The following is a 20,786-nucleotide window of genomic DNA, read 5'->3' as shown; positions in this document are numbered from 1 at the left end:
TTTTCAAAACCGTACACTTTCAAAAAATAAGGGGGAAGGGGCTCGTCTCTTCTGGCGAGCCCCTTCCCTCTTACAAAGAGCGAGTGCTTACTTGCCCTGCTTTGCCTGCTGCTCTTCGTAGGCCTTGCGGACCTCATCCATGTTGAGGCCGCGCACCTGCGCGATGAGCGAGTCAAGATCAGCCTGACGAAGGGCGCCGGGCTGGCCGAACACGGGGATGCCATCGCGGTACGCCACGATGGTGGGGATCGACGTTGCGCCGTACTGCATTTGCAGTTCGGTTTGGTCCTCCGTGTCAACCTTCGCAAAGGTCACGTCGGGGTTCTCCTCCGAGGCCTTCTCGAAAATCGGGGCGAAGCGCTGGCACGGGCCGCACCATTCTGCCCAGAAGTCGATGAAGACGATCCCGTCCTTGACGAGTTCGTCGTGGTTTTCCTTGGTCATCTCTACGGTAGCCATATCGTTTCTAACTCCCTTAAAAGCGTTCTTATTTCAGGTTATTTGGTCGAGGTGGTCGCCACCACACGCGCGGTCATGTCGTCTTTTGGCGGCTGCCACGTGTGCGCGTCGGCTGGGGTCTGTTCGCCGCTACGAATGTCTTTAACTTCTCCCCTGCCATCCTCGGAGGGGAAGAACACGAAGGGAATCCCGCGGCGATCCGCGTACTTGATCTGCTTGCCGAACTTCGCAGCACTCGGTGCGACTTCGGCAGAAATACCTCGCGAACGAAGCACACGGGCGACGTCGACGCTCGCCTCACGGTGCTCCTCGTCCGCTACCGCGACGAGTGCAACGGTCGGCACCGCTCTCGTGGAGGTCGCGAGCGACCGCGTCACGAGCCGCGAGACAAGACGAGAAAGACCAATCGAAAGACCGACGCCCGGGTAGGAGTGGCGGTTGTCGGTTGCGAGCGTGTCGTACCGACCGCCCGAGCAGATCGAACCAAGATCCTCGTGGCCTTCTACGAAGGTTTCGAACACCGTTCCCGTGTAGTAGTCGAGACCTCGCGCGATCGAGAGATCGGCGATGCAAGCGCCCGGCACCGAGGCGTTGACGGTGCGGATCACGAAGCTCAGCTCCTCGAGTGCATGCGTAATCGCCTCGCTTGAGACGCCAAGGGCGTTGACTTTCTCGGCGAGGTCCTCATGGGTCGCCTTGATCCGCGCGAAAGCAAGGCAGCCGTCAGCCTGTTCTTCGCTCGCTCCCGCGTGCTCGATGAGGAGTGTGCGCACCTCCGCTTCGCCAACCTTGGCGAGTTTGTCGAGCTGCCTGAGGACACCTTCGATATCGGTGAGCCCCAGTGCCTCGAAGACGCCCTGCGAAAGCTTGCGATTGTTCACCGAGATCGTGAAGCCAGGAATCGGGAGTTTCCCGAGCACCTCGGCCATCACGATCGCGACATCGGCATCCATGTGAGGAGGCAGCGTATCTTGCCCAATGATGTCGATATCCGCTTGATAAAACTCGCGGAAACGGCCGTCCTGGGGGCGTTCGCCGCGCCACACCTTTTGAATCTGGTAGCGGCGGAAGGGGAACGCGAGATCGTTTTGATGCTCGAGAACGTACCGCGCAAGCGGGACGGTGAGGTCGAAGTGAAGGCCGAGCTTCTGGCCCTCCTTATCGCGATCCTCATCGTCGGCTTGAAGACGTGAGATCAGGTAGACCTCTTTACTGGTCTCCCCTTTGCGCAACAGTTGATCGAGCGGCTCAACCGCACGGGTCTCGATATTGGAGAAGCCGTGCAGCTCCGCGACATCCCGGAACGTGTCCATCACGTGCTGCTCGATGCGTCGCTCGGCAGGGAGCCATTCGGGAAATCCGGAAAGCGGCGTCACTTTCGCCATGGGGCAATTCTCCTTGACAGATTGTGGTGTCTTCTACGCTGATCCAGCCTCAGAAGGCGGTGCGCAGGTATCCATTATCCGCCAGTTCGTCCCGGAAAATGCTCAGGGGACCGTGGCCCGGCACAATCACTGCCTCAGCATGCTCAAGAGCGAACCCTCGAAGCTTCGTAAGCGAAGCCTTCATCTCTTCGGGGTTGCCGCCCGGAAGATCGGTGCGTCCGATCGTTCCCTTGAACAGCACGTCTCCAGTGAAGGCCAAGGCGGGCGCGGTGAGGGCACGCAGCGTCACCCCAACGAGCGGATTGATGTGTACGGGACCGTCGAAGAAATAGAGTGTCGAGCCTTCCGTGTGTCCGGGGTGCGCGTGTGCGACGAGACGCAGGTTCCCCGCATCGAGGGCATCGCCATCCCCAAGGGGGCGCACGTCCGCGGGCTTAGACCAGCCGCGCGCGTCCCAGCGGGGTCGGATCTGGTTGGTAAATGCCGACGGCAGCTGGCCCATAGGGTCCTCCAGCCTGTATTCGTCGCGAGCGCCCACGTACACCGGTACGTCGAACTGCGAGGCTAGGAGGGCGGCGTCGGCAACGTGGTCGAGGTGGCCGTGAGACACGAGGATCGCTCGCAGGTTGAGGCCCTGCTCCTCGAGCACGTTCGTCACTTCAGCGTGGACCTCGAGCCCGGGGTCCACGACGAGAGCGTCGGTTCCGTCATTCAGGATCGAGCACGTGGCACTCAAATAGGGGGACAGCACGAAATCGAGGGTAGCGCGCAGATCAGTCATGCCTACTATCGTGCCGCGTTTCCCATGCCGCGGCATCGAATTCCGTTCGCAGTGTTATCCGCGATACAGTTTTAGGTAATGCCGTGGCTAATGCGCCGCCGTTGGTGCGAGGCAATATGCCCCGTCCCCTGTCCGAGGCACCCCGGTGCCCTCGAATCCTAGGAGAAGCTCGTGAACGAGAACGACCAGAACACCCCCGAGAACCCCGCCGTGCCCGAGGCCCCTGCGACACCTGAGGCCCCTCAATCCCCTCAGGCCACGCAGACTCCTGAATCAGCAGAGGCAAGCGCGCAGGCCACCGAAGCAGAAGCGCCGCAAGCGACTGAGGCGTCGGAAGAAACAGCCGAGACGCCGTCACCGAAGCCGAGTGTTCCAAAGCCGGGAGCACCGAAGCCCAGCGCACCTAAGCCAGGCTCCCCCGCACAGCTCAAAGGTAAGACTCCGCGCACCCCGCTCGTTCCTATCGTTCCCACCGCAACAAGCTACGACGACGCCAAGGTTGCCGAAGCCCTCACGTTCGGCGACGTGACCGACGAAGGAACCGTCACGGTGAAAGACGGCACCCAGATCCGCGAAATCGGCACCGTTGAAAAAGGCACCGAGCGCGAGAAGGCTCTCACCCCCTTCGCCCACGCCTACCTCGATCTGAGCGCCTTCCTCGACGTGGTCGAGCAGAAGCTCCAGGTTCCCGGGCTCACCCAGGCAGACCTCAACCGCATCCTCGAGCAGATGCGTAAGAACATGAAGGAGCCGAAGGTCGTCGGCGACATCCCCGCGCTGCGCGAACGCGCCCACGAACTTCGAGAGAAGGCGAAGGAGCTCATCGGCGAACTTGAGAAGGCACGCCTCGCTGCCCGCGAGGAGTCGACCAAGAAGCGCACCGCGTTCGTCGAAGGAATCGAGGAGCTCGTCGCCACCGACTCCCACCGCATCTCCTGGAAAAAGGCCGCCGAGACGATGCGCTCGATGGTGCCAAATTGGAAAGAGATGCAAAAGAACGAGGTGTCGCTCGAACGGGAAGTCGAGGACAAGCTGTGGAAGCGCCTCTCAGCCGCCCGAAGCGAATTTGACCGCAAGCGCCGGGCGCACTTCAGTGAGCTCGATGAACAGCACGCGAAGGCGGAAAAGATCAAGGCACGCCTCATCGAACAGGCGGAGGCTATCCGGGACTCTGAAGACTTCGGCCCTACGGCCCGAGAGTTCCGCTCGCTCATGGATCAGTGGCGTGCTGCTCCCCGCGGTAACCGCAAGAAGGACGACGCCCAGTGGGCAAAGTTCAAAGCCGCGCAGGATTCCTTCTTTGATCGCCGCAACGCCGACCTCAAGAAAATCGAGGCGGAACAGTCCGAAAACCTTAAAGTGAAGGAAGCCCTCCTCGCCGAGGCTGAGGCTCTTTTGCCCATCACCGATTTGGACAAGGCAAAGGAGCAGTTCCGCTCGATCGAGGACCGCTACGACGCCGCTGGCCGTGTCCCCCGCAACGCGATGCGTCGCGTCGAGGACCGTATCCGCGCCGTTCGCGCCGCGTTCCAGAAGGCTGAGGACGACGAGTGGCGCCGGACCGACCCGCGCACCAAGGCGCGCGTCGAGGGCGCCTCCTCGCAGCTGCACGCAGCCATCGCGAGCTACGAAGAGGATCTCGAGAAGGCCAAAGCCACGGGTGATGCAAAGAAGATCGAGAAGGCGCAGGCCGCTCTTGACGCTCGACGCGAATGGCTCGAAGTGATCGAGCGTAGCGCTCAAGATCTTGGTTAGGCGTTGAACTTGCTCAACAGCTAAAGTTCTCCACAATGAAAGGCGGGGGCCCTGCGGGCTCCCGCCTTTCATGTGATTCTGGTGCCATGACTCGCCCCGCACAAGCCATCGCGACAACATGCCTCGCGCCTCACCTTCGCGAAGCAGGCCGCGCGCCGTTCGCCTTCGACGTGGGGCACGCACTCCTCCTCGAGCCCGGCGCATCGCTTCCGTTTCTCGCGCGAGACCTACCGCTCGCCTCACTCGGCTCGGGATTCGCCCTGGCCCTCACTCCCACGGTAGGCGTACGCGAGCGGGCAGCCGCCGTCGGCGTTGCCCTCGAACGGATGTCCCCTACCGCGACCGCGCCGGGGGCAGTCATCGCAGATCACACCGCGGCTTGGGTATGGTGTGGCGGCGACTACTCCCCTTCACGCCTCATCGTCGCCTCAGAACGGCACAGCCAACGCTATGACGACCTCGAGCTTCGCAAAATCACCCTCGCCACCGGAGACATCGCCTATCCCGCGGGAATCCCCACGCTCGCGCCCCACCGCGCTTTCGCTGAACTCGCACGCAAAGGCGCAGACGAAACCGCCCGCATCTATGCCGAAAGGCTCGTCGCTCAGGGATGGGTGACAAGCAGCGACCTCACGCGCATCGCCTATCGCGCGTGTCGCTCAGGCCGGGGCAACGGTTACTCGGGACCACGGACGGGGCGAGCCCGCTACAAAAAGCTCGCAGCACTCGCTAAAGAGATCGAAAAGACGCTCGAAGGTCGCGCTGCCAAAACGCACCATCAGACCGCAGATCACATCGGCTTGCCATCGCTCGTCACGCGGTAAGCATCGAATACGCCCGACACCTTCCGCACCTGCGTGAGCACGTTACGAAGATGAGAGGGATCCGCAAGCTCAAAGGAGAAGAAGACGACACCGATACGATCCGGAAGCGAGTGCGCTGAGGCCGAAAGGATATTGACCTCAAGCTCGGAGATCACGTCAGCGAGATCAGTAAGAAGCCGTGATCGATCAAGTGCCTCGACCTTGATATGAACCATGTAGGCCTGGTTCGTCGCGCCAGACCACCTCACCGGCACGAAGCGATCGGCTTGCTTCTCACGCATCTGCTCCGCATTCGCGCACGCTGCATGGTGCACGCTCACGCCATTGCCACGCGTCACAAAACCCACGATGTCATCACCGGGCACGGGGGCACAGCACTTTGCGAGCTTCACCCACAAATCACGCTGACCATCCACAACGACGCCCTGATCGGCATGTGAGGCGCGGCGCGGCTTCGCGAGCACCCGCGATGGCACGACAGATTCGGCCATGTCGTCCTGAACGCCCTCGGCGCCGCCCACCTCAGAAATGAGGCGACCCACGATATTCTCGGCGCTCACATGGTGCTCACCGATCGCCGTATACAGCGCGTCGACCGAGTCGTAATTGAGGTCCGCCGCGACGTTTGTGAGCATCTCGTGCGTGAGCATGCGGCGCAACGGCAGATTCTGCCGGCGGAGCTGAAGCGCAAGCTCGTCACGGCCTCGCTCGAGCGCCTCTTCGCGTCGCTCTTTCGAGAACCACTGTCGAATCTTCGTGCGTGCACGAGTCGACGCCACGAAATTCAGCCAATCCTGGCTGGGACCTGCACCCTCTGCCTTCGACGTGAAGACCTCGACGACGTCGCCCGTGTTCAGCTCCGATTTAAGCGACACGATCTTGCCATTCACGCGCGCGCTCATCGTGCGGTGGCCGACCTCCGTGTGGACCGCGTACGCGAAATCGACGGGAGTCGCCCCCTGCGGGAGTGAGACAACATCGCCCTTGGGCGTAAACACGTACACTTCATTCGAGGCCATCTCGTAGCGCAGCGACTCGAGAAATTCATCGGAATCCGTCGTGTCCTTCTGCCAGTCAAGAAGCTGGCGAAGCCACGACATATCCCCGCCGACGGCAGAGCTCTGCGGGGAATCCTCGATCTTTTCGCCGCGGGCCGTAGCGGCTTTGTACTTCCAGTGCGCGGCAACGCCGTACTCTGCGCGGCGGTGCATATCCCACGTGCGAATCTGTATTTCAACGGGCTTGCCGCCAGGTCCGATGACCGTCGTATGAAGCGACTGGTAAAGGTTGAATTTCGGAAGAGCGATGTAATCCTTGAAACGCCCCGGCATAGGGCTCCAACGCGCGTGCAAAATACCGAGAACCGCGTAGCAGTCGCGTACCGTGTCCACGAGCACGCGGATCCCCACAAGGTCATAGATATCGCTGAACGAGCGCCCGCGCACGATCATCTTTTGATAGACCGAGTAGTAATGCTTCGGCCTACCCGTCACCGTGCCTTCGATGTGCGCGGATTTAATGTCTTCCTCGATAGTGCCGATCACGCCCGCAAGGTACTCTTCGCGCGCCGGAGCGTGCTCGGCAACGAGCGCCACCACTTCGTCATAGAGCTTCGGATAGAGCACCTGGAAGCTCAGATTCTCAAGCTCCCACTTAATCGCGTTAAGTCCAAGGCGGTGCGCGAGCGGTGCATAGATCTCGAGTGTCTCTTTTGCCTTGCGCTCGGCGCTCGAACTCGACACAAACTTCCATGTGCGAGCGTTGTGAAGACGATCCGCGAGCTTGATGAGCAGAACACGAATGTCGCGGCTCATCGCAATGATCATTTTTCGCACGGTCTCGGCCTGCGCGGCTTCGCCGTACCGCACTTTGTCGAGCTTCGTGACGCCATCAACCATGACGGCGATTGTCTCGCCGAAATCAGTCGTGAGCTCTTCAAGCGTGTATTCGGTGTCCTCAACGGTGTCGTGAAGAAGGGCCGCCGCGAGCACATCGGGCGGGGAACCCATGCCCGCGAGGATCGTCGCGACCGCAATCGGGTGCGTAATGTACGGCTCGCCGCTCTTGCGAAACTGGGGGCGATGCCAGTACTCGGCGACGTTATACGCGCGATAGACGAGGGAAAGGTCGGCTTCCGGATGAAGTTCACGGATTGCGTCGATGAGCGGCAGGAGAAGGGGATCATCTTTCGTTCCCCAAACTTTGCGCGGGCGGGAGTCCTCACGATCCGCATCCATGCCGCTCACCGCCTTCCTCGTGTCGGAATTATCCCAGTTTAAACCCAAAAACGCCCGTGGCCATGTCCAGGGCACTCAAAGTCAGTTCTGGATGCTCCACACGGTGTGCAGCGGGATGTCACCGAGCTTTTCACGGCCACCGAGTCCGAGAAGCTCGATGAGGAAGCTGGCAGCCACGACCTCGGCACCGAGCGATTCAACGAGCTGGATAGTCGCCGCGGCCGTGCCGCCGGTTGCCAGAAGATCGTCGAGAACGAGAACGCGCGCCCCCTTCGGGACGGCGTTTTCCGCGATTTCGATCGTTGCTGAACCGTATTCGAGGTCGTAGGTGAGAGAGTTCGGCTTCCCCGGAAGCTTGCCTGCCTTTCGCACAGGCACAAAACCGCGGTCCATCTCGTACGCGAGCGGGGCACCAAAAACGAAACCACGTGCCTCCGTTCCCACAACCAGATCAACCTCGGCGGGAACGGTGCTCGCCCAGTACTTGATGACGGTTTTCATCGCTTTGGGGTCACGCAGAAGCGGGGTGATATCGCGAAAGAGGACGCCGGGCTGCGGAAAATCCTGGTAGAGCCCGATGTGTGTGCGTTCGATTTCGGCAATTTCGGGGGGTACTGGCGTAGTGGTCATGCCGTGACAACGTCCTTTTCATGTGTGCGCTCAACGCGCAGTGTGTGGTCCTTGATAGATTTTTCGCCCTTACGCAGGTCCACGAGGAAGCTCGGCGCAAGGAAGATGGATGAGTAGGTGCCGGCGATGATGCCCACGAACAAGGCGAGCGAAATATCCTTCAGCGTTCCGGCTCCAAGAATAAATGCGCCGATAATCAGGATCGAGCCGACGGGCAAGAGCGCAACAACCGACGTATTGATTGAACGCACGAGCGTTTGGTTCGTCGCTCGGTTGACGAGGGTCGCGAAGCTCGCGTCAGTGCGCTCGAGGAAGCCCTCAGTGTTCTCTCGCACCTTGTCGAAGACGACGACCGTGTCATAGAGCGAGTAGCCAAGGACCGTAAGAAAACCGATCACCGTGGCGGGGGTGACCTCGAATCCGATCGCGCCATACGCCACGATTGTGAAGAGAAGGTCGTGGGTGAGCGCGGCCATCGCGGCAACCGATGACTTGAAGTTTCGGAAATAGAGCGCCATCACAATGGTCACGAGCAGCATGAAGATGACGATGCCCTGAATAGCCTTCGCGGTGACGTCCCCGCCCCAGTTGGGCCCGACGAATGAGCTCGAAACATCCTCCGCAGGCACGTTGTAGGCCTTCGCGAGGTCTGCGCTGAGCGCCTTCGTCGCATCGGTGGAGAGCTCTTCCGTTTGAACGCGCAGAATATTGCCACCCACCTGCGAGATGCGCGGCTCGTTCGAGGGCACGTGTTCGCGCACAACATCACGGGCGAGAGCTTGGTCCGGGTTCTTCACGTGCGAGATCTGGAACTCGCTGCCACCCGTGAATTCGATACCCCAGTTCACGCCCCGCACCCCCGTGATCGCTGCGAGGATCACCAGGATGAGCGCAGAGCCCAAGTACCACCATTTGCGGCGAGGAACGATGGGGATTGAGCGTTGACCGGAGTGGAGTTCGTTGCCGAACGTGGAAAAGCGCGACATCAGCGGTCCTCCTTCGGGGTTGTGTCCTCGGGCGAGGAGGCTTCGGTGGTCGCTGAGTGCGAGCCGGTAGGAGTGGCGTTGTGGTCGGCACCATGCGAGTCCTCCGCGGCTTCGCGTGCGAGGCGCGCCTTGCGCTCGGCAAGGGTTTCAGTTCCGACGCCAGCCGCGCCCCTATCGCCGCCCTTGGCTTTACGCCCCTTTCCGCGTTCTTCGGAGCTGCGGAAGCGCGCGCGGCCCGCATACGCTGGAACGTCGCGCCCGAGCAGTGCGGGGTCGAGGCCCGAGGCTGGGTGCCCTTTCCCGAAGAAGTTCGTGCGCCCAAGGCTCTGCAGGAGCGGGTGCGTAAACAAGAACACCACGAGAAGGTCGAGAACCGTTGTAAGACCGAGCGTGAAGGCGAAGCCGCGTACGCTGCCCGCGCTCACGAGATACAGCACGACAGCAGCGATGACGTTGACGGCGTCGGACGCGAGGATCGTACGCTTCGCCCGGTCCCAGCCGTGGTCGATCGCTGCGACGATGCCGCGCCCATCGCGGATTTCGTCGCGAACACGTTCGAAGTACACAATGAACGAATCCGCAGTGAAGGCAATCGACACGATAAGGCCGGCAACTCCTGCAAGAGAAAGGCGATAGCCGATCTCAGGCATGTTCGACATGAGCGTGATGATGAGGTAAGCGAGCACGCCCATGATGGCAAGCGATGCGGTTGTCACGATTGAGAGCACTCGGTATTGGAATGCGGCATAGATGACGACGAGAGCAAGGCCGATAAGACCCGCGATGAGGCCCGAGGTGAGCTGATCGGAGCCGAGCGTCGCGGAAATCTGTTGTTCTGACTGCACCGTGAACTCGAGCGGGAGCGCGCCAAACTTGAGCTGGCTCGCAAGTTCCTTCGCCTGATCGGCCGTGAAGTTGCCCGTAATCGTGGATTGGGTTGTCGTCACGGCCTGGACCTGCGGTGCAGAGATCACGAGGGAATCGAGCACGATTGCGAACTGCTTAGTCGCTCCCTGATCGCCGTAGAGCGCCGAACTCATTTCGCCGAAGGCCTTACCGGCCGCATCGTTAAAGGTCAGATTGACTGCATAGAAACCCGTATCCTGACCGGTTTTGTTCTTGTCCGCACCGGCGCTCGCGTCCTTGATCGCTTCGCCGCTGACGACAACTGGACCGAGGATCAGCTTCGAGGTTCCACCGGCTCCGCAGGCGACGACCGCCTCGTCGTCGCGGCCTGTAACCGAATGGTTGTTGAGCGTGTCGGGGTCGGTGCAGTCGAGCTTGGCGAACTCTTTTTGGTCGACCGTTGAGAGCCATTCTTGACTCCAGGCCTTCGCCCCTTTATAGGTGTTCACGCCTTTGCTTGCAGAAGATGAGGATCCCTCTCCCCCGCCATCCGAGGCAGGTGCAACGTCCTGCGCAACGGGACCGAGCGACGCAGCATCCTCGCTCGTCCCGTCGCTTGCCCCGCCTGCATCGGAAACACCGGCGTTGGGCGCCACCTGCAGAAGCACGGGACGGAAGCTCATGGTGGCGGTGCGCCGCAGTGCATCGCTCGTAGCCTCATCGAGTTTCCCGGGAACGTTCACGACAATATTCGTGCCGCCTTGGACGGAGATCTCCGTCTCCGCCACGCCCATCGCGTTCACGCGCTGGGAAATGATCTGGCGTGCCTGCTCCATCTGCTCAGGAGTGATCGCCTCACCGCCGTGAGACTTGGCTTGCAGGATGACCTGAGTGCCTCCTTCGAGATCGAGCGCGAGCTTCGGGGCGGCCTTCCACCCGTTGTTCGCCACGCCGAAGCCAAGGATGCCCCCGAGGACGAGAATCAGGACGGTGAGCGTCGTAAGCGCTATGCGTCGTGCTGGCATGAACGGTCCTTTAAGTCATACGAAGGCGACGCACGTGGGTACCGCGCGTCGCCTTCTTCGATTCAGTTCTTGCTGTCGTCAGCGAGGAAGTCCGAGCTCTTCTCCGCGTCACTTCGCAGGTCGGCATCGGAGGCGGGAGCATCGCTCAAGGTCGCTTCGGTCGAGTTTTCGCCGAAGCTGTCGACACGCTCGGCGATCGCGTTGCGGTTCCACTTGAGCTGCGAGCCGTCCTCGGTTTCCAGGATCACCGTGTCGCCCTCTTCTTCGACGATCATGCCGTAAAAGCCCGAGTGGGTACGGACTTCATCACCAACGCCAAGAGACTTCACAAGTTCCTGGTGCTGCTGCACCCTCTTGCGCTGACCGCGCGACATGAGAAACATCGGTACAGCCATCACGACGAGCATGATGATCATCAAAAACATGGGGTTTTGCACGAGACGAGCCTTCCATCGGGAGTCACAATCCGTTCCACTGTACCCGCGTATGGCCGCTATTCCCCACTCAGTTAAAGCGACCGTCCTCACGTCCGGGCTCATCGAAGAGTGTTCCGCCACGCGCGGGGTCGACGGCGGGAACGTCAAGCCCCAGGTGCTCCCATGCCGCGGGTGTCGCGATGCGGCCTCGCGGGGTGCGGCCGAGGAGACCTTCGCGAACGAGGAACGGTTCGACGACGGTCTCGACGGTCTCTGTTTCTTCCCCTACCGCGATCGCGAGGGTAGAAAGGCCAACCGGTCCGCCGCCAAACTTTGTGCACAGTGCTTGCAGCACTGCTCGGTCCAAGCGATCGAGGCCACCGGGGTCGACCTCGTACACCGTGAGCGCTTCGAGAGTGGAATCCATCGTGATCGCGCCGCCGCCGCGCACCTGGGCGTAGTCGCGTACGCGCCTCAGAAGTCGATTAGCGATACGCGGCGTACCGCGCGAACGTGAGGCGATCTCGTGCGCGCTTTGAGGATCGATATCTATCTCCAGCCGCGCGGCACTCCTTGCGATGACAAGGGCGAGTTCTTCGGCCGTGTAGTAGTCCAGGTGACCCGTAAATCCAAACCGGTCGCGAAGAGGCGAGGGAAGCATCCCGGCGCGCGTCGTCGCTCCGACCGCCGTAAATGGGGGAAGTTCGAGTGGGATCGCCGTGGCCCCGACCCCTTTGCCCACCACAACATCGACGCGAAAATCCTCCATAGCCATGTAGAGCATTTCCTCGGCGGGGCGTGCGAGGCGATGGATTTCGTCGATGAACAACACCTCACCCTCTTCAAGCGACGAGAGAATGGCGGCGAGATCACCGGCGTGTTGGACGGCTGGCCCGGACGTAATTTTGAGCGGCGAGCCCAGCTCGTGCGCGATGATCATCGCGAGTGTTGTCTTCCCGAGGCCCGGAGGCCCCGAGAGGAGCATGTGCTCAGGAGGCGTTCCCCGCAGCGATGCGGCATCGAGCACAAGCGAGAGCTGTTCGCGCACCTTCTTCTGCCCCACGAAGTCGGCAAGCTCACGGGGCCTCAGGGCACCCTCTGCTGCGCGGTCAAGGGCGCCGGCTTCCGCACCGATGATCCGCTGGAGAGTCTCGCCTGTCTCAGCTCCCTCGCCGCTCACCCCGGAATGTTCAATCATGAGCGACCACCCAGCTGACGGAGCGAAAGACGCAGCAGCACACCCGAATCGAGGCTCGCACTCGATCCTTGCTCGGACTCTTCATAGCTCAGCAGCACCGCCTCGACGGCCTCCTTGGCTCCCTTCTCGGGCCATCCGAGGCCCTGAAGGCCCTGCACGACGTCTTTCGCGGCGCGCGAATCGAGAACCGAACTTTCGTTGGTCTCCGGCGCCGAGGGTACGGGGGCTGCGCCCTCCGACGTGCCCGCCGCGAAGGGAGCGACCTTGTCCTTCAGCTCGAGGGTCATGCGCTGAGCCCCCTTCTTTCCGATTCCAGGCACCGAGGTCAGGGTTTTGAGGTCCTCGTTGAGGACCGCGCGCGCGAATGTTGCGGGGTCCATGACTGCAAGCACGGCGATCGCAATTCGCGGACCGATCCCCGAAACCGATTGAATCGTGCGGAAGAGATCGGCTTCGTCTTTCGTCAAGAAGCCGTAGATCGTCATCGAATCCTCGCGCACCACAAGCTCCGTGTGCACGAGCACCTCTTGCCCCGTGCGCACAGCAGACAGCGTTTGTGGTGACGTGTTGACCAGGTACCCCACCCCGCCAACATCGAGGACGAAAGAATCGAGAGCGATGGCGCTCACGGCGCCGCGAAGGGAAGCAATCACGCCCCCGATTTTAGAACACGCGTACGACTACAGGCGGGAGGTCGACCTCTCCTGGGCGAGTCGAGCCTTTCGCTCGGCCTCGGCCCACTGAGCTTGGGCGCTTGTTCGCCGGGCACCGTCGGAACCTAACTTGACCGGACCTGAGCCTCGCCACAGCTGCGTGATCCCGATCGCCACCGCATCCGCCGCATCCGCGGGCTTGGGCGGCGCATCCAAATGCAAAATCTTCTGGACCATCGTTTGAATCTGCGCCTTGTCGGCGCGGCCGTTGCCCGTGATCGCGCGTTTAACCTCGGAAGGAGTGTGCATCGCGACCGGGATTCCCCTCTCGGCCGCGAGCACAATCGCGAGACCCGACACCTGCGCCGTCCCCATGACGGTCGAAACGTTATTTTGCGAGAACACACGCTCGACCGCGACGATATCCGGTGCATACTGCTCGATCACGTGCACGAGTCCCTGATAAATCTCGAGGAGGCGTGCATCCACGCCGGCGTCCCGGGCCGATGTGATCACGCCAACGGCTTCAAGGCGCACGGATCGGGCGGGGCCGCCATCGACGACCCCAAACCCGCACCGGGTGAGACCGGGATCAATTCCCAGAACTCGCATACAGCCCTCGTGTGGGCCGACTATTCGGCCTCGAGCTGCGCGGCAACGTCCTCGGGGATATCGAGGTTTGAGTACACGTTCTGCACGTCGTCGCTGTCTTCGAGCGCGTCGATAAGGCGCAGCACCTTTTGGGCACCTTCAAGATCCACCGCAGTTCGCATGGTCGGCACGAACGAGGCCTCGGCACTGTCGTAGTCCACGCCGGCTTCCTGGAGTGCGGTGCGGACGCTGACGACGTCCGACGCCTCCGAGATGATCTCGAAAACCTCGCCCTCGTCGTTGATCTCTTCGGCACCAGCGTCGAGCACGATCTCGAGCAGCTCATCTTCCGTGTGGCCGGCCTTGGTGACGGTCACAACGCCCTTGCGGTTGAAGAGATAGGACACCGAGCCGGAGTCAGCCATGTTTCCACCGTTGCGCGTGAAGGCCACGCGCACCTCCGAAACGGCGCGGTTCTTGTTGTCGGTAAGGCACTCGACGAGAAGCGCGACGCCGCCGGGGGCATAGCCTTCGTACATGAGAGTCTCGTAGTTGACTCCAGCGCCATCGAGCCCGCCGCCACGCTTAACCGCGCGATCAATGTTGTCGTTCGGGACGGAGCTCTTCTTAGCCTTTTGGATCGCGTCGTAGAGCGTGGGGTTACCGGCGGGGTCGGGGCCGCCAATGCGCGCCGCAACTTCAATGTTCTTGATGAGCTTCGCGAAGAGCTTCGAACGCTTAGCATCGATCGCAGCTTTCTTATGCTTCGTTGTTGCCCATTTAGAGTGACCTGACATCGGTTTCCCTCATTCTTCGGAAATTATCGCTGAACCATTGTACGCGCCGGCGCAACCGGATACGTGAGCGCGGCCAGCACTCGTCGCGTTTCAGTCAGTTGCGAAAGCAACATGGCTTCGGATTCCTTGATCCTGGAGGACGTGTGTCCCGCAAGCGCAGCTTGCCGCTGTGCGGCGAGGCGCAGCGCCACGCGCTGGAACTCTTTCATCGACCAAGCGGTAACTGCTCCATAGCTTGCGGCCCAGGCCACGGCGCGGCGACGGCGGCGCAGGCCCACGAGCATGTCAACCTCGCTCGGGGTAAACCACCCGGCACGCCCGTAGTCGGAAAGACGCCAGCGCAGAATCCGCCTCTCGCGCCAACGAAGGAAAATGAAGAGCAGCGCAAGTGTGAGGAAGATCGGCACCTCGATGATCGCGTACCAGAACAAAAGCCCTTTCAGACTCGTCACGCCATTGAGTGCGAGGAGCATCGAACCGCCATTCCACAGGGCATGCAGGCCCATACCGAGACTCAGTCCGCCGGCTCCTAAGAAAAAGTAGAGAGGAAGGCTCCGGCGCTCCGCCGCGATACCGACACCGAGCCCGACGAGCGAGGTGAAACTCGCGTGCGCAAACGGTGAAAGAAGCCCACGTAAGAAGAAGGTCTGCCAGAAAACAGTCGAGTTACCCTCGACTTGAGCAGCCGCGAATGACCGTGCGAAATACGTGATGTTTTCGGTAAAGGCGAAGCCAGCAGCGATGAGCATCGCGTAAATAACGCCGTCGATCGTCCCAGAAATGTAGCGCCGCCCGAAAAGGAGGAGCAGCACGAGCCCAAACGCCTTCGTCGACTCCTCGACGACCGGGGCCTGGAATGCCACCGCGAGGAATTCCTGAGAGCTTGCATCCTTGGCCTGCATGGCGATCAAAAAGATGACGGCCGTGCCGAAAATATACGTCATGGCAATGGAGCCGATAGATCCCCACAAATAGGCATAGGTCTTTGTGAAGCGCGGCTGAGGGGTATTACGGTCAAGCCACCACACGGCGCTGAGCACAATGCCGAACGGTACGAGGGCGGCCGTGAGCGAGACGAGGCTCGTCCCAATCCCCTGCGGCAGGATCACAAAGTAGAAGAGCAGCAGTGCGGTGATGGCGAGCGCGAGAAAGGCGAGAAAAAAGATGATCCACGTGGCGACCTTGCCGCGCGGCTTCTTTTTCGCACGTTCCCCGAACGATGGCATCGCATGGGCGATGTCCTCAGGGACATCGCGGTAAACGTCGTAGCCGTAGCCGCGCGACTGCCCTGTAGTGCTCACGTGTGCTCCTTTGCGCCTTTCTTCCCTGCCTCGGGCCACGCTTCAGCAAACATGTCGCGTGTGTGCGAGAGCAGGAACGGGAGGGCCTTGGTGCGCCCCACGATTGGAAGGAAATTCGCATCGCCGAGCCACCGCGGTACGACGTGCTGGTGAAGGTGCGCGGCGATTCCAGCCCCGGCAACCTCTCCCTGGTTCATCCCGAGGTTGAAGCCCGCGGGATTGGACACGGCACGTACCACGCGCATCGCCGTTCGCGTGAGCTCCGCGATTTCGAGGTATTCCTCGCGCGTGAGGTCGGTGTAGTCGCTCACGTGACGGTAGGGGCACACGAGAAGGTGCCCGGAGTTGTAGGGGAAAAGATTGAGAATCACGAACGCGAAGTCGCCTCGGTGAACGATAAGTGCGTCCTCATCGCTCTTGTCCGGCCCCGTGCAAAACGGGCATTCGTCGGTAGCCTCCGCGCTCGAGGGTTTCCCCTCCCCCTGAATGTATGCCACGCGGTGCGGTGTCCACAGGCGCTGGAGGGAGTCGGGGGTGCCGGCGAATGCGTGGGCGTCCTCGAAGGCCTCCCCGACTCGAGCCTCCTGCTCACCGTTCATCGGGTTCACACTTGAGCCTTCGTGCGGATCGCTTCGAGGATGCGCTCGACTGCATCGTCAACCGGAATGCCGTTGTCCTGGCTTCCGTCGCGCATGCGGAAGCTCACGGCTCCGGCGTCGCGATCCTCACCGCCAGCGATCAGCATGTACGGCACCTTTTCCTTGGTGTGGTTGCGGATCTTCTTCTGCATGCGGTCATCAGACGCATCGACTTCGACGCGCACGCCGTGAGCGCGAAGCTTCGCTGCAACCTCCTCGAGGTAGGGCACGAATTCTCCCGCTACGGGAATCCCCACGACCTGCACCGGCGCGAGCCACACGGGGAAGGCACCCGCGTAGTGCTCGGTGAGAACACCGAAAAAGCGCTCGATGGAGCCGAAGAGCGCGCGATGGATCATGACGGGTCGCTGGCGCGAGCCGTCAGGCGCCGTGTATTCGAGATCGAAGCGTTCGGGCAGGTTGAAGTCGAGCTGAATGGTCGACATCTGCCACGTGCGCCCAATCGCATCTTTCGCCTGAACGGAAATCTTGGGGCCGTAGAACGCTGCGCCACCCGGATCGGGAACGAGATCGAGCCCGGAGGCGGTCGCGACTTCTTCGAGCGTTCGCGTCGCCTCTTCCCACACGTCATCGCTACCCACGAACTTCTCGGGGTTCTTCGTCGACAGTTCGAGATAGAAGTCGTCGAGGCCGTAATCCTTGAGCAGGTCGAGCACGAAGGTCAGAAGCGTTGTGAGCTCATCGCGCATCTGCTCGCGCGTGCAGTAAATGTGGGCGTCATCCTGGGTGAAACCCCGCGCACGCGTGAGACCGTGGATCACGCCGCTCTTTTCGTTGCGGTACACGGTGCCGAACTCGAACAGTCGCAGGGGAAGCTCACGGTAGGAGCGCCCGCGGGCGGCGAACACGAGATTGTGCATCGGGCAGTTCATGGGCTTGAGATAGTAGTCCTGGCCCTGCTTGGTGACGTTGCCCTCAGCATCGCGTTCTTCATCGAGATGCATCGGGGGGTACATGCCGTCGCGATACCAGTCGAGGTGCCCGGAGGTTTCGAAGAGCTGCCCTTTGGTCGCGTGAGGGGTATACACGAAGTCGTACCCGGCCTCAACGTGCCGCTGACGGGAGTAGTTTTCCATCTCCATGCGTACCATGGCGCCCTTGGGGTGGAACACGGCAAGGCCAGAGCCGATTTCATCGGGGAAGCTGAACAAGTCGAGCTCGCTGCCCAGCTTGCGGTGATCGCGCTTTTGCGCTTCCTCGAGGCGGAACTTGTAGGCCTTCAGGTCGTCCTTCGTCGCCCACGCCGTTCCATAGATGCGCTGGAGCATGGGGTTCTTTTCACTGCCGCGCCAGTAGGCGGCTGCGGAGCGCATGAGGGAGAAGCCATTGCCGATGAGGCGCGTCGAGGGCAGGTGCGGCCCGCGGCACAGGTCGGTCCACACGACCTCGCCCTTCTTATTCACATTGTCGTACATCGTGAGGCCACCGTCGCCGACTTCGACGCTCGCGCCTTCGGCGGCGGTATCGGCATTCGATTTCAGGCCAATCAGCTCAAGCTTGTACGGCTCGTCCTTTTCCTCTTCACGCGCGTCGGCGTCATCGATGTCGCGGCGCTGGAAGCGCTGCCCTTCCTTGACGATACGCTGCATGTCCTTCTCGATCGCTTTGAGATCTTCGGGGGTGAAAGGCTCGGCGACGTCGAAGTCATAGTAGAAGCCGTCCGTAATAAACGGGCCGATACCGAGCTTGGCGTTGCTGTCGCGACGCTGAACGGCCTGCGCGAGAACGTGTGCGCACGAGTGACGCAGAATGTTGAGGCCATCCTCACTCGCGATGTCCACGCCCTCGACGGTGTCGCCTTCGGCGGGCGCGATGTACAGGTCCTTCAGTTCGCCGTTGATGCGCAGGGCGACGATCTCGCGGCGACCCTCGTACAGCGTTTCTCCCGTGGTCCCCTGCTCGATCGTGGTGGGTGAGCCGTCGAGGACGATGGAAAGCTGGGACACGGATGACTCCTTTAGTTCTCGGGTGCGAACCGACCTACACTGCCGGCTCCACCGCCCAGTCTAACGAGTGAGGTCTCAAGGTTTCTGCGCCTGCGAGAGGGAATCGATCGTGTGAAAAGAGGATCACTCACTTGCCAAAGGGCCTCGCGCTAGCGAACCATAAAAACATGACTGCTCCCCTTGTTTCAGCTGGATCTCCCTCCACTCGCCCCACCAAGATCGCCGTGATCGGCGCCGGCAGTGTGGGCTCGTCCGTCGCGTACGCCGCGATGCTGCGCGGGAGCGCGCAGACGATTGCCCTGTACGACCTCGCGACCGCTAAGGCCGAGGCCGAGGTTCTCGATCTCGCTCACGGCGCACAGTTCGGTTCAGGAGCGACGATCCTTGGCGGGAGCGACATTTCGTGCGTGGCCGACGCCGACGTCGTCGTGATCACCGCTGGTGCGCGTCAAAAGCCCGGCCAGACCCGTCTCGATCTTGCGGGCACCAACGTCAAGATTCTTCGCTCCCTTATGCCGCAGCTTCTCGAGCAGGCGCCCGAAGCGATGTTCATGCTCGTCACGAATCCGTGCGATGTCCTCACGGTTGCCGCCCAGCAGGCCACTGGACTCGATCCGTCTCGCATCTTTAGCTCGGGAACCGTTCTGGATTCGAGCCGGCTCAAATGGCTCTTGAGCAAGCGGATCGGCGTGAACCCACGCAGCGTGCACGCACGCATTATTGGTGAACACGGCGATAGCGAGTTTGCCGTGTGGTCAAACGCCAATATCGGCGGCATTCCGCTTCGCGAGTGGAGGAATTCCGACGGTTCCCTCGCCTTCACCGAGGCCGAACTGGACGCGGTGCGCGACGAGGTCGCAAATTCGGCGTACCAAATCATCCAGGGCAAGGGCGCAACAAACCTGGCGATCGGGGTTTCCGCGGCCCGGATTTGCGAGGCCATCATTAATGACGAAAAAGCCGTGCTGACGGTCTCGACGGTCCTGAATGACTACCGTGGCGTCAGCGGTGTGGCGATGAGCGTCCCGAGCGTCGTGGGCCGTGGCGGTGTCGAGCGCGTGCTCGACATTCCGCTCGATGAGCACGAAACCCATCTGTTGAGGGCGTCGGCCGGTCAGCTTTCCGCCATCCAGGAGGAGCTCGGCCTCGAGCTCGAGTAGGGCTACACGAGTCCCAGCTTTTCGAGCGCGTCGGCAAGACCGCCTTCGCGCGGCCCACTCATGACATAAGCAGGGTCGCTGATGGCGCGGGAGGCGTCAGACCCCTCGACCGGCACCGGGACTCCCACCCCGCTAAGCATGCCGACATCGTTCACGCCGTCGCCGAATCCCACGGCACGCTCGAGCGGGATGCCCACGTGCTCGAGCACACGCTTCACGCCGTCAATCTTGTCGATCGCCGCGAGCTGGAGTTCGCCGGAGGTTTCTTTATCGTCGCCGATCGAGTAGGGCATGTCGCGCACTTCGGGACCAATCTTGCGGGCGACCTCGGTGATGCTCATCGGGATTTGCCACGCGACTACCTTGGCGAACGAGATACCTGCGAGATCGTCGCGCAGAACGAAGGCATCGAGCAACTCTGACGCTCCCCCGCCCAGAGTCCCCTCCTCTTTTGCGGGCAGCTTCCCTGATTTTTGGAAGGAACGCGTGAGGCGCTCGCGAATGTACCGTTCGGCGGTGCTATTTCCGACGGTTGCCTCGGGGGATTCGAGTACAAACGGGAAAGTGCCCGCTTCCTCAAGAACGCGCAGTGTGCGCTCGGCGAGGTCATCGGGAAATCGCGAATCCTCAAGAATCGTATCGCCAATTTTCACATAGGCACCCGCAGAGCCGATCACTCCATCAAGTGCGACTTCGACATCGTGCGGGATGAGGGAATGGGGGCGGCCCGTGCAGAGGAAGGCGAGGTGGCCGGCCTCTCGAACTCGTTTCAGGGCGTCGACGTGAGCCTTAGGGACGATTCCGTGGTCGGCAAGTGTGCCGTCGAAGTCGAGAAAGAGTGCGTGCTGTCCGCTCATACTTGTACTCTCTCACGGCAAGGGAAACGAGAGATGACAATAAAAAAGACGCCCCGCGGGGCGTCTTTATCTGTGGGCGATACTGGACTCGAACCAGCGACCTCTTCCGTGTCAAGGAAACGCGCTAACCAACTGCGCCAATCGCCCTTATGAGACCGTGCGGTCTATTTTGCGTGGCTGCGGGCCACACGAGAGGTGGGTACGGGATTCGAACCCGTGTATACGGCTTTGCAGGCCGCTGCCTCGCCTCTCGGCCAACCCACCACGTGGAAACCTGAGA

General features: G+C 61.5%; 18 protein-coding genes, 2 tRNA genes and 1 pseudogene. 3 read left to right on the top strand and 18 right to left on the bottom strand.

All coding sequences use genetic code 11. From position 1 onward, the window contains the following. Positions 1-87: 87 nt before the first annotated feature. The 3 genes and pseudogenes from HMPREF1484_RS07435 to HMPREF1484_RS07425 all read right to left on the bottom strand — a co-directional run. Positions 88-471, bottom strand: a pseudogene (locus HMPREF1484_RS07435) (thioredoxin family protein); the annotation flags it as partial. 26 nt (positions 472-497) lie between these two features. Then, entirely contained in the window at positions 498-1,844 is a 1,347-nt protein-coding gene (hisS, locus tag HMPREF1484_RS07430) for a histidine--tRNA ligase (protein WP_016664417.1), read from the bottom strand. A gap of 49 nt (positions 1,845-1,893) precedes the next feature. After that, entirely contained in the window at positions 1,894-2,625 is a 732-nt protein-coding gene (locus tag HMPREF1484_RS07425) for an MBL fold metallo-hydrolase (protein WP_040386528.1), read from the bottom strand. A 171-nt stretch (positions 2,626-2,796) separates the two neighbouring features. Between HMPREF1484_RS07425 and HMPREF1484_RS07420 the strand changes: the two genes are divergently transcribed. Continuing rightward, a complete protein-coding gene (locus HMPREF1484_RS07420; protein WP_016664415.1) occupies positions 2,797-4,380 on the top strand; it encodes a DUF349 domain-containing protein in 1,584 nt (527 codons plus the stop codon). Positions 4,381-4,466: 86 nt separating this feature from the next. After that, positions 4,467-5,204 (top strand): hypothetical protein, encoded by a 738-nt coding sequence (locus HMPREF1484_RS07415; RefSeq protein WP_016664414.1) that lies wholly within the window; start codon positions 4,467-4,469, stop codon positions 5,202-5,204. On the opposite strand, the gene HMPREF1484_RS07410 is transcribed toward HMPREF1484_RS07415, so the two are convergent. The 12 genes from HMPREF1484_RS07410 to thrS form a co-directional block, all read right to left on the bottom strand. Further along, on the bottom strand, positions 5,171-7,441 hold the full coding sequence (locus HMPREF1484_RS07410) for a bifunctional (p)ppGpp synthetase/guanosine-3',5'-bis(diphosphate) 3'-pyrophosphohydrolase (protein WP_016664413.1): 2,271 nt from the start codon (positions 7,439-7,441) through the stop codon (positions 5,171-5,173). The genes HMPREF1484_RS07415 and HMPREF1484_RS07410 overlap by 34 nt on opposite strands. An 81-nt stretch (positions 7,442-7,522) precedes the next feature. After that, complete coding sequence (locus tag HMPREF1484_RS07405; RefSeq protein ID WP_016664412.1) at positions 7,523-8,071, bottom strand: adenine phosphoribosyltransferase; 549 nt, start codon at positions 8,069-8,071, stop codon at positions 7,523-7,525. After that, positions 8,068-9,057 (bottom strand): protein translocase subunit SecF, encoded by a 990-nt coding sequence (secF, locus tag HMPREF1484_RS07400; RefSeq protein WP_016664411.1) that lies wholly within the window; start codon positions 9,055-9,057, stop codon positions 8,068-8,070. Before secF ends, HMPREF1484_RS07405 begins: the two co-directional genes overlap by 4 nt. Further along, positions 9,057-10,928, bottom strand: a complete 1,872-nt coding sequence (gene secD, locus HMPREF1484_RS07395; protein WP_016664410.1) for a protein translocase subunit SecD — start codon at positions 10,926-10,928, stop codon at positions 9,057-9,059. Before secD ends, secF begins: the two co-directional genes overlap by 1 nt. A 62-nt stretch (positions 10,929-10,990) precedes the next feature. Continuing rightward, positions 10,991-11,365 (bottom strand): preprotein translocase subunit YajC, encoded by a 375-nt coding sequence (gene yajC / locus HMPREF1484_RS07390; RefSeq protein WP_051120645.1) that lies wholly within the window; start codon positions 11,363-11,365, stop codon positions 10,991-10,993. 67 nt (positions 11,366-11,432) lie between these two features. Further along, positions 11,433-12,542, bottom strand: a complete 1,110-nt coding sequence (gene ruvB / locus HMPREF1484_RS07385; RefSeq protein WP_016664408.1) for a Holliday junction branch migration DNA helicase RuvB — start codon at positions 12,540-12,542, stop codon at positions 11,433-11,435. Then, positions 12,539-13,195, bottom strand: a complete 657-nt coding sequence (gene ruvA, locus HMPREF1484_RS07380; protein WP_016664407.1) for a Holliday junction branch migration protein RuvA — start codon at positions 13,193-13,195, stop codon at positions 12,539-12,541. The genes ruvB and ruvA overlap by 4 nt, the downstream gene beginning before the upstream one ends. Before the next feature lie 27 nt (positions 13,196-13,222). Continuing rightward, the gene (ruvC, locus tag HMPREF1484_RS07375; RefSeq protein WP_016664406.1) at positions 13,223-13,807 is read right to left on the bottom strand and encodes a crossover junction endodeoxyribonuclease RuvC; all 585 of its coding nucleotides are present in this window, start codon (positions 13,805-13,807) and stop codon (positions 13,223-13,225) included. 20 nt (positions 13,808-13,827) lie between these two features. Next, positions 13,828-14,583, bottom strand: a complete 756-nt coding sequence (locus tag HMPREF1484_RS07370) for a YebC/PmpR family DNA-binding transcriptional regulator (protein WP_016664405.1) — start codon at positions 14,581-14,583, stop codon at positions 13,828-13,830. A 23-nt stretch (positions 14,584-14,606) separates the two neighbouring features. After that, positions 14,607-15,884, bottom strand: coding sequence for a PrsW family intramembrane metalloprotease (locus tag HMPREF1484_RS07365; protein WP_016664404.1), 1,278 nt, complete (start codon positions 15,882-15,884; stop codon positions 14,607-14,609). Further along, positions 15,881-16,483 carry an HIT domain-containing protein gene (locus HMPREF1484_RS07360; protein WP_040386938.1) on the bottom strand — a complete coding sequence of 201 codons (603 nt, stop codon included), beginning with the start codon at positions 16,481-16,483 and terminating at the stop codon, positions 15,881-15,883. The genes HMPREF1484_RS07365 and HMPREF1484_RS07360 overlap by 4 nt, the downstream gene beginning before the upstream one ends. A gap of 5 nt (positions 16,484-16,488) precedes the next feature. Continuing rightward, positions 16,489-18,489, bottom strand: coding sequence for a threonine--tRNA ligase (gene thrS / locus HMPREF1484_RS07355; RefSeq protein ID WP_016664402.1), 2,001 nt, complete (start codon positions 18,487-18,489; stop codon positions 16,489-16,491). A 167-nt stretch (positions 18,490-18,656) separates the two neighbouring features. Here thrS and HMPREF1484_RS07350 point away from each other — a divergent pair, with 167 nt between their 5' ends. After that, positions 18,657-19,649 carry an L-lactate dehydrogenase gene (locus HMPREF1484_RS07350; RefSeq protein WP_051120708.1) on the top strand — a complete coding sequence of 331 codons (993 nt, stop codon included), beginning with the start codon at positions 18,657-18,659 and terminating at the stop codon, positions 19,647-19,649. A 2-nt stretch (positions 19,650-19,651) separates the two neighbouring features. Here the strand turns inward: HMPREF1484_RS07350 and HMPREF1484_RS07345 are convergent, their stop codons facing one another. The 3 genes from HMPREF1484_RS07345 to HMPREF1484_RS07335 form a co-directional block, all read right to left on the bottom strand. Next, a complete protein-coding gene (locus HMPREF1484_RS07345; RefSeq protein ID WP_016664400.1) occupies positions 19,652-20,506 on the bottom strand; it encodes an HAD family hydrolase in 855 nt (284 codons plus the stop codon). 73 nt (positions 20,507-20,579) lie between these two features. Further along, positions 20,580-20,653 (bottom strand) — tRNA-Val (locus HMPREF1484_RS07340). Positions 20,654-20,699: 46 nt separating this feature from the next. Then, a tRNA-Cys gene (locus tag HMPREF1484_RS07335) sits at positions 20,700-20,770 on the bottom strand. Positions 20,771-20,786: the final 16 nt, after the last annotated feature.

It is taken from the genome of Dermabacter sp. HFH0086 (assembly GCF_000413375.1).
Taxonomy (GTDB): Bacteria; Actinomycetota; Actinomycetes; order Actinomycetales; family Dermabacteraceae; genus Dermabacter; species Dermabacter hominis.
This window is presented reverse-complemented; position numbering and strand designations above follow the sequence as displayed.

What these genes read in the sequence shown, in the direction of transcription:
- hisS (WP_016664417.1), bottom strand. Translation starts at nt 1,844, where the DNA reads ATGGCGAAAGTGACGCCGCTTTCCGGATTTCCCGAATGGCTCCCTGCC.
- HMPREF1484_RS07425 (WP_040386528.1), bottom strand. Translation starts at nt 2,625, where the DNA reads ATGACTGATCTGCGCGCTACCCTCGATTTCGTGCTGTCCCCCTATTTG.
- HMPREF1484_RS07415 (WP_016664414.1), top strand. Translation starts at nt 4,467, where the DNA reads ATGACTCGCCCCGCACAAGCCATCGCGACAACATGCCTCGCGCCTCAC.
- HMPREF1484_RS07410 (WP_016664413.1), bottom strand. Translation starts at nt 7,441, where the DNA reads ATGGATGCGGATCGTGAGGACTCCCGCCCGCGCAAAGTTTGGGGAACG.
- HMPREF1484_RS07405 (WP_016664412.1), bottom strand. Translation starts at nt 8,071, where the DNA reads ATGACCACTACGCCAGTACCCCCCGAAATTGCCGAAATCGAACGCACA.
- secF (WP_016664411.1), bottom strand. Translation starts at nt 9,057, where the DNA reads ATGTCGCGCTTTTCCACGTTCGGCAACGAACTCCACTCCGGTCAACGC.
- secD (WP_016664410.1), bottom strand. Translation starts at nt 10,928, where the DNA reads ATGCCAGCACGACGCATAGCGCTTACGACGCTCACCGTCCTGATTCTC.
- ruvB (WP_016664408.1), bottom strand. Translation starts at nt 12,542, where the DNA reads ATGATTGAACATTCCGGGGTGAGCGGCGAGGGAGCTGAGACAGGCGAG.
- ruvC (WP_016664406.1), bottom strand. Translation starts at nt 13,807, where the DNA reads ATGCGAGTTCTGGGAATTGATCCCGGTCTCACCCGGTGCGGGTTTGGG.
- HMPREF1484_RS07370 (WP_016664405.1), bottom strand. Translation starts at nt 14,583, where the DNA reads ATGTCAGGTCACTCTAAATGGGCAACAACGAAGCATAAGAAAGCTGCG.
- HMPREF1484_RS07360 (WP_040386938.1), bottom strand. Translation starts at nt 16,483, where the DNA reads ATGAACGGTGAGCAGGAGGCTCGAGTCGGGGAGGCCTTCGAGGACGCC.
- HMPREF1484_RS07350 (WP_051120708.1), top strand. Translation starts at nt 18,657, where the DNA reads ATGACTGCTCCCCTTGTTTCAGCTGGATCTCCCTCCACTCGCCCCACC.
- HMPREF1484_RS07345 (WP_016664400.1), bottom strand. Translation starts at nt 20,506, where the DNA reads ATGAGCGGACAGCACGCACTCTTTCTCGACTTCGACGGCACACTTGCC.